A 1746-nucleotide genomic window follows, 5' to 3' on the forward strand; every position below is an offset into this window, starting at 1 on the left:
ACATGGTGGTGGACGGCGACACCGGACAGCCCTGTAAATCCTTACGTCCGCGGCGTCTTTGCGGACGGCACGTTGAACATCAGCCACGCGTGCGACGGGGACGGCGGCGTTCGCCCGCTTTGTGTTCTGAAATCGGAAATCATTGTTAAGAAGGGTTTGCCCAAGTTGCTAGAAAAGGCCATAGCTACAGATGCAAAGGAGGTCACGCTATGAACCGTTTTAAATGCCCCGCATGTGGCGGGAATCAATATACATCGGCGAATACAGCGGAGGAGTGCATCTATTGCGGACATCAGAAGTTAGAAAAGATGGATAAGTTAGAGCCGGAGGAGGGATTGAATTGGGCAAGACAAAGATAGAGTGGACAGAATACAGCTGGAATCCGGTATCAGGCTGCACACCTGCAAGCGAAGGCTGCCAGAATTGCTATGCAAAGCGTATGGCGAACAGATTGCGCGGTCGGTGCGGGTACCCGCAGGATGATCCTTTCAGGGTGACGTTACATGAGGATAGGCTGGGGGAACCGCTGCGCTGGAAGCAGCCGCGCAGGGTGTTTGTGTGTAGCATGGGTGATCTGTTTCACGGGGATGTGCCCGAAGAATTTATTGACGAGATATTCGCAATCATGGCCCTATGCCCACAACATACCTTCATTGTGCTAACTAAGCGTCCTGAGCGGATAAGGGGCTATATGCAGCCGCCGCCGCCATTTTACACAACGAGACTTGGCCCTGTCATGGAGCATATGGAGGAGCACGGATATCTGTCCAGGGATGACGCTATCGCAATAGCGCCACCGGGAAGCATTCTACCAGAAGACCCGCCCTGGCCCCTCCCCAACGTCTGGCTGGGCGTGACCGCTGAAAATCAAGAGGCTGCCGATGAGCGTATACCGATCCTTTTAGAGATCCCGGCGGCGGTGCGGTTCGTGAGCGTGGAGCCGATGTTGGGGCCGGTGGCCCTCGATGCTGTTTGTGCCGCAACTGATGGCTATATGCAAAAGATAAAAACCCTGCTTGATGGCATTGACTGGGTCATCTGCGGCGGCGAATCTGGCCCCGGAGCCAGGCCGATGCACCCGGACTGGGCGCGGAGCCTGCGGGATCAATGCCAGGCGGCGGGGGTGCCATTCTTTTTCAAGCAATGGGGAGGATGGACCGAATCAGAACACGCTTCTACCCACTTTGTGCATGTTGGTGGCATTAATCGTGGGACCAGATATTTTATACCCCGGGATGATGCTACCACAATTCGAAATGCTGGTTACAAGGGGGAGCGTAAAATCCGCGAGGATCTAATTGACCGTGGACATCCCGGATGGATCAGGATGCGCAGGGTTAGCAAAAAGATCGCTGGCCGCCTACTCGATGGGCGGGAGTGGAATGAGTATCCGGAGGCCACCCCATGAGTCAGACCGTTGAACTGCGCCACCTTGACTACGCCCGGCGCGGGGAGTTTTACATCGCCGCTAACGACTGGAACCTGGCCTGGACAGCGGAAGAGCTGGAGATCGTGCGCGAGCTGCGCGAGCGCGGGGCCAAAGTGTGGGAGGTGGCCGAGGCGGTGGACAGGCCGGACTACGAGGTGGCCGTGCTGATAATGGATCTGGAGGAGCGGGGAGAGATTGGAGGGCGAGGAGGTAAACCGTGAAAAACAAACGCAAATCATTATCACCAAAACAGAGGTTTGAAGTGTTTAAAAGAGATTCGTTCAGGTGTCAATATTGCGGCAAAACCGCCCCCGATG

Annotated in this window: 2 protein-coding genes and 1 pseudogene; all 3 read left to right on the top strand. The window is 55.8% G+C overall.

Annotated features, from left to right (window positions below; translation table 11 throughout):
• Positions 1 to 213 (top strand): annotated as a pseudogene (locus ACE4YL_RS02835) (hypothetical protein); the annotation flags it as partial.
• Between the two features lie 127 nt (positions 214 to 340).
• Positions 341 to 1408, top strand: a complete 1068-nt coding sequence (locus ACE4YL_RS02840; RefSeq protein WP_461369180.1) for a phage Gp37/Gp68 family protein — start codon at positions 341 to 343, stop codon at positions 1406 to 1408.
• Positions 1405 to 1650, top strand: a complete 246-nt coding sequence (locus ACE4YL_RS02845; protein WP_461369181.1) for a hypothetical protein — start codon at positions 1405 to 1407, stop codon at positions 1648 to 1650. The genes ACE4YL_RS02840 and ACE4YL_RS02845 overlap by 4 nt, the downstream gene beginning before the upstream one ends.
• Positions 1651 to 1746: the final 96 nt, after the last annotated feature.

Origin of the sequence: Candidatus Darwinibacter acetoxidans, from assembly GCF_041936445.1 — a bacterium.
In the GTDB taxonomy this organism is placed as follows: domain Bacteria; phylum Bacillota; class Limnochordia; order Darwinibacteriales; family Darwinibacteriaceae; genus DTU010.

Excerpts from the sequence above, each read along its gene's own strand:
- ACE4YL_RS02845 (WP_461369181.1), top strand. The coding sequence starts at position 1,405 with ATGAGTCAGACCGTTGAACTGCGCCACCTTGACTACGCCCGGCGCGGG.